This window comes from Pseudomonas sp. AIG (assembly GCF_977020205.1).
On the sequence record NZ_CDROCK010000106.1, the window covers coordinates 1 to 4774 of the forward strand.

The following is a 4774-nucleotide window of genomic DNA, read 5'->3' on the forward strand; positions in this document are numbered from 1 at the left end:
GCCGGAAGTGGGGCGAATTATAGACATCTGAAATCTGCCGTCAACCGTTAATTTCACTTTTCTATCGAAGAAGGGAAAAGCCTCCTATATATAGGCGCTCACATAGCCTGATTCGAAATCGGAGAGACAGCCCTTCGATCAAGAACCGCAGGCAGCCCACCCTGACGCACAAACAAGCCAAAGGCCAGAGCACGAGGTTGGCGAATAATAAAGAGGAGGGGTTTCAACAATAGATGGTGTCCCAGGGCAGGTTCGAACTGCCAGCCTTCCCCTTAGGAGGGGGATGCTCTATCCAATTGAGCTACTGGGACATACGCTTGTCGCAGCAGACGCTGCATGACGGACGGCGAGCATGTTAACGACCCGACCCGGATTTGTCATGTCGTCCATAGGGCTTTTTAAGTGTAGGCAGCCGCCCCGTCGTGTCGCGGGAAGAATTACCGTGCATTTTGCACTCACTCCCGAACGCCACAATTGCAGATTGCAACCCAAGCAATCCGAAAACCCCTCTCAAATGCTTGTTTTTGAAGGACTTAACAGAGGTTAAACTGTTGGCACGACGGCTGCTTTGACTGTTCTATTAGAAGAACATTCGGAGCCATGCCCATGAACAGCGCCCTCCTGCTTGCAAACGCAATTGCTCTGGCGGTTTTGTTGAGTTTCCAATTTATCCCCGAAAGCTCTACACCAGAGCCATTGGCTCAGCGCATGCCGCATTACTTGCAGGTACAGAAAACACCGCAACTGGCGGTGCTGAGTGATCAGGGCAAGTCCAGCCCACAGACAGTCAGTAATTCCGAGCCGGCGCCTCCAGCGCTGACCTCCGACCATTTGGTTTTTTGAAATATCTTCAGGAGTACAACATGTCCAAGTCAGCTGCAGGATTGCTGATCCTCGCCTTATTAAGCGGCGTTGTGCATTTATCGCTGTTCGAGGGGACCGAAATTACCCTGCCGCTGATTGGCTGTGGTGTTTTTGCCGTGCTGTTTGTGCTTGCGCTGGCCGCAGGGCGGAAGATCAAATTTGATCCGGTTTTACGCTAAGCCGGATCAGGTGCAGAAGATCACTGACGGCTTCCGCCAGATTTCCGGAGTTATCGATGTGATGTACCGGCCCATCACTTGACCTCCGATCTTTGAACAGCGCATTGCGAGCCAGTCTTGCGTCAATCTGCTCAAGCGTTTCTCGACCTCGCCTGCATAGGCGCTCTCGCAACACTTCATCCCTAACCGTCAGCAAAACCGGCAACAACGCTGGATAGCGCTCCAATGCCTGGCGTAAATTGGCTCGAGAGCCGTTGACCAATACATGCTGCCCGGCATGCAGCCGTTGATCCATTTCCACTGGAATCCCGTAGGCAAGGCCGTTGGCACGCCAGGCCAGGGAGAATTCGCCGGCGTACTCACGTCGCTCAAACTCCTCCGGCGTCACCCCGACAGCATCCTCCCCCACCGATTCGGCGGATCGCGTGATCACCCGGCGCATTACCTCGCAGTCCAACGCACGTAATGACACTCGCGCAGCCTCAATCAAACTGTCCTTACCCGAACCGGACGGCCCCATCAAATAAATAAGCTTGCCATCCATCCTGAAAACGCCCTCCGGCAGGTGCCTGCCACTAGTAAATCGGCAATTTGCCACTATCCTGTAAAGGTAAGGAACAAGGATGCAGAACCCGCATAGCATGCACGTTCTGATGCCATCGGACATCAATTGATGTGCAGCAAGAAGCGGACAAGGATGCGGGCAGAGGTAAAGATTTCAAACCAGTCCGCATTTCTGATGATTGGTGCTGGCATTACGCCTTTACCCAGCTCAATATTTGTCACAGAATTGACGCCAATGATCTGGCAATTTTGAGGCATGATGCGGGCCTCTTAACAATTCAGGTTGAACCATTTGGCGCGGATGCTTGTCCTACCACACATCCTGCGGCCAATCCCGAGAACCGCTCCCCTGAACTAACCGGTTAAATATATGCGCCCATTGAAACAGGCAATTTATTCCAGCCGTACGGCTGACAAGTTCGTCGTACGTCTGCCAGACGGAATGCGGGAACGCATTGCCGAGGTGGCTCGCAATCATCATCGCAGCATGAACTCCGAGATCATTGCGCGCCTTGAGCAGAGTCTTATTCAGGAAGGCGCACTGGGCGAAGAGCTGAGTATGCGCCTGGACAGTCCGGAGCTGTCGTTGCACGAGCGCGAGTTGTTGCAACGTTTCCGCCAGCTGTCTCACCGTCAGCAGAACGCTCTGGTGTCCTTGATCGCCCACGATGCCGAAATGGCAGCAGACGCGTCCTGAGCCATACAGAACATCTCAAGCCAGCTTAATTGCTGGCTTTTTTTTGTGCGGATTTTGAGGTTTCGCGGACATAAAAAAGCCCGCCAGATGGGCGGGCTGTTTCGATGCAGCAGATCAGAGCAGAAAGATTGTCGCCAGCCCCAGGAAGATGAAGAAACCACCGCTGTCGGTCATCGCTGTGATCATCACGCTAGCCCCCATCGCCGGGTCGCGCCCCATCTTCGCCAAGGTCATCGGGATCAATACCCCCATCAATGCAGCCAGCAAGAGGTTGAGCGTCATTGCTGCGGTCATCACCACACCCAACGACCAACTCCCATAAAGAAGATAAGCAACGACACCGATCACACCACCCCAGACCAGGCCATTGATCAAACCTACCGCCAACTCTTTGCGCATCAAGCGTGAAGTATTACCGGTGCTGACCTGATCGAGCGCCATGGCACGAACGATCATCGTGATCGTCTGGTTTCCGGAATTGCCGCCAATACCCGCCACGATCGGCATCAGTGCAGCGAGCGCTACCAGTTTTTCGATCGATCCCTCGAACAGACCGATCACTCGAGAAGCGACAAACGCAGTGATCAAGTTGATCGCCAGCCACGCCCAACGGTTACGCAGCGACTTCCAGACTGAGGCGAAGATGTCTTCCTCTTCACGCAGACCCGCCATATTGAGAACTTCGTTCTCGCTCTCTTCACGAATCAGGTCGACCATTTCGTCGATGGTCAGACGGCCGATAAGCTTGCCGTTCTTGTCGACTACCGGGGCCGAGATCAAGTCGTAACGCTCGAACGCCTGAGCAGCGTCGTAGGCATCTTCGTCCGGATGGAAACTCACCGGATCGCTGGCCATCACCTCGGCAACTTGTTTGTCCGGATCATTGACCAACAGGCGCTTGATCGGCAGCACACCTTTGAGTACACCGTCGTAATCGACGACGAACAGCTTGTCGGTGTGACCTGGAAGTTCTTTGAGGCGACGCAGATAACGCAGAACCACTTCAAGACTGACATCCTCACGGATAGTCACCATCTCGAAGTCCATCAACGCGCCGACCTGCTCCTCATCGTAAGACAGGGCCGAACGTACGCGCTCACGTTGCTGGTTATCCAGACTCTCCATCAACTCATGGACGACGTCTCGTGGCAGCTCGGAAGCAAGGTCAGCAAGTTCGTCGGCGTCCATGTCCTTGGCGGCAGCCAGGAGCTCGTGATCGTCCATGTCGGCGATCAGCGTTTCACGGACCGAGTCGGATACTTCGAGAAGGATGTCGCCGTCGCGATCAGCCTTGACCAATTGCCAGAGCGTAAGACGATCGTCCAGCGGCAAGGCTTCAAGGATATAGGCGACGTCGGCGGAGTGCAGATCATCGAGCTTGCGTTGCAGCTCGACGAGGTTTTGTCGGTGAACCAGGTTTTCGACGCGATCGTGATGCGCACCTTCCTGGCGATGGGTCAGGTCTTCGACGACCCGCTGACGCTGCAGCAACTCGACGACCTGAGCCAGGCGATCCTGCAGGCTTTCTTGTGTTTTCTTTACTTCGATTTCAGACATAGGCGAACTCCACTCCCAGCAGCGGGGCACGCCGGAAGGATCAATCAGTCAATTCATGATTGGTGAAACGGGGTACTGAGTAACTACTGGGTAAGTCCATGGAGGTTTTCCATAAGCCCCGGCGGGGCTGACGGGCGCAATGATACACCGCCTGACGGTTTAAAACGTTAAAAAATCACGGTCGAAACAAGCGCTTGCGAAACAAACCTGTGCGCTGTGTTGATCCCTGCACATGCGACGACTCATCCTGAAAAGAAAACACACCGGCATCGAAAAATGTAGCGACTACCCTTGAGCGTAGATCGTCATGGAGGACGCAGAATGCCACTGAAACCATCCCACCTCGTACTCACCAGCCTGCTCTGCCTGCCACCCACCGGGGTCGCCCTCACCTTCCATCGCTGCGAAGCCGCAGACGGCAGCATCACGCTCACCTCGATGAGCTGTGCACAGGGGGAGCAGCGCTCAGCACAGGAAGTCCATCCCTACTCACCCGGATCGGTTGTGGCAGTGATGCCTGAACACAACCATGAAGAAACCTCCGGCATGACAACCAAAGGCCGCGAACCAGGCATCATTGGCCACACGGAAGACCCATGCGGAAATCTGATCGATGCCAGACAACGTCGCGCCGCGATCATCAATCGACGCGTCATTGCCGGCATGAGCCAGCAAGACGTCGAAAGCGCGCTGGGCAAACCGGACAAGGTGAATATTCGAACATCGACCACGAGCTATCGATACGACCTCAAGCGAGGCCGTAGTGCTCAAATAGATTTTGACGAGAGAGGATGCGTGAAGGCGAAAGCCAAATCCCGGACAGCAAAAAGCCCGCGTTAAACGCGGGCTTTTCGGTATATGGTGCACTCGACAGGATTCGAACCTGTGACCGCTCGGTTCGTAGCCGAGTACT

General features: G+C 54.7%; 7 protein-coding genes and 1 tRNA gene. 5 read left to right on the forward strand and 3 right to left on the reverse strand.

Annotated features, from left to right (window positions below; all coding sequences use genetic code 11):
- Window positions 1-234 precede the first annotated feature (234 nt).
- Window positions 235-311: transfer RNA gene (locus ACWR1S_RS30560), tRNA-Arg, on the reverse strand.
- 295 nt (window positions 312-606) lie between these two features.
- Here ACWR1S_RS30560 and ACWR1S_RS30565 point away from each other — a divergent pair.
- Together ACWR1S_RS30565 and ACWR1S_RS30570 are read left to right on the forward strand one after the other, a co-directional pair.
- Window positions 607-843, forward strand: a complete 237-nt coding sequence (locus tag ACWR1S_RS30565) for a hypothetical protein (protein ID WP_454566106.1) — start codon at window positions 607-609, stop codon at window positions 841-843.
- 20 nt (window positions 844-863) lie between these two features.
- The gene (locus ACWR1S_RS30570; protein ID WP_454566107.1) at window positions 864-1043 is read left to right on the forward strand and encodes a PA3371 family protein; all 180 of its coding nucleotides are present in this window, start codon (window positions 864-866) and stop codon (window positions 1041-1043) included.
- Here the strand turns inward: ACWR1S_RS30570 and phnN are convergent.
- The gene (gene phnN / locus ACWR1S_RS30575; RefSeq protein ID WP_454566108.1) at window positions 1018-1587 is read right to left on the reverse strand and encodes a phosphonate metabolism protein/1,5-bisphosphokinase (PRPP-forming) PhnN; all 570 of its coding nucleotides are present in this window, start codon (window positions 1585-1587) and stop codon (window positions 1018-1020) included. The genes ACWR1S_RS30570 and phnN overlap by 26 nt on opposite strands.
- Window positions 1588-1718: 131 nt before the next feature.
- Between phnN and ACWR1S_RS30580 the strand changes: the two genes are divergently transcribed.
- Window positions 1719-1973: a hypothetical protein gene (locus ACWR1S_RS30580; RefSeq protein WP_178087441.1), complete on the forward strand. Its 255-nt coding sequence runs from the start codon at window positions 1719-1721 to the stop codon at window positions 1971-1973.
- A gap of 4 nt (window positions 1974-1977) precedes the next feature.
- Window positions 1978-2304, forward strand: coding sequence for an Arc family DNA-binding protein (locus ACWR1S_RS30585; RefSeq protein ID WP_003178899.1), 327 nt, complete (start codon window positions 1978-1980; stop codon window positions 2302-2304).
- 114 nt (window positions 2305-2418) lie between these two features.
- On the opposite strand, the gene mgtE is transcribed toward ACWR1S_RS30585, so the two are convergent.
- Complete coding sequence (mgtE, locus tag ACWR1S_RS30590; RefSeq protein WP_007919330.1) at window positions 2419-3861, reverse strand: magnesium transporter; 1443 nt, start codon at window positions 3859-3861, stop codon at window positions 2419-2421.
- A gap of 321 nt (window positions 3862-4182) precedes the next feature.
- Between mgtE and ACWR1S_RS30595 the strand changes: the two genes are divergently transcribed.
- Complete coding sequence (locus ACWR1S_RS30595) at window positions 4183-4701, forward strand: cell envelope protein SmpA (RefSeq protein ID WP_454566109.1); 519 nt, start codon at window positions 4183-4185, stop codon at window positions 4699-4701.
- The last annotated feature ends 73 nt before the right edge of the window (window positions 4702-4774 follow it).

Coding starts and splice junctions, on each gene's coding strand:
- phnN (WP_454566108.1), bottom strand. CDS start 1,587: ATGGATGGCAAGCTTATTTATTTGATGGGGCCGTCCGGTTCGGGTAAG.
- ACWR1S_RS30595 (WP_454566109.1), top strand. CDS start 4,183: ATGCCACTGAAACCATCCCACCTCGTACTCACCAGCCTGCTCTGCCTG.
- mgtE (WP_007919330.1), bottom strand. CDS start 3,861: ATGTCTGAAATCGAAGTAAAGAAAACACAAGAAAGCCTGCAGGATCGC.
- ACWR1S_RS30565 (WP_454566106.1), top strand. CDS start 607: ATGAACAGCGCCCTCCTGCTTGCAAACGCAATTGCTCTGGCGGTTTTG.
- ACWR1S_RS30585 (WP_003178899.1), top strand. CDS start 1,978: ATGCGCCCATTGAAACAGGCAATTTATTCCAGCCGTACGGCTGACAAG.
- ACWR1S_RS30570 (WP_454566107.1), top strand. CDS start 864: ATGTCCAAGTCAGCTGCAGGATTGCTGATCCTCGCCTTATTAAGCGGC.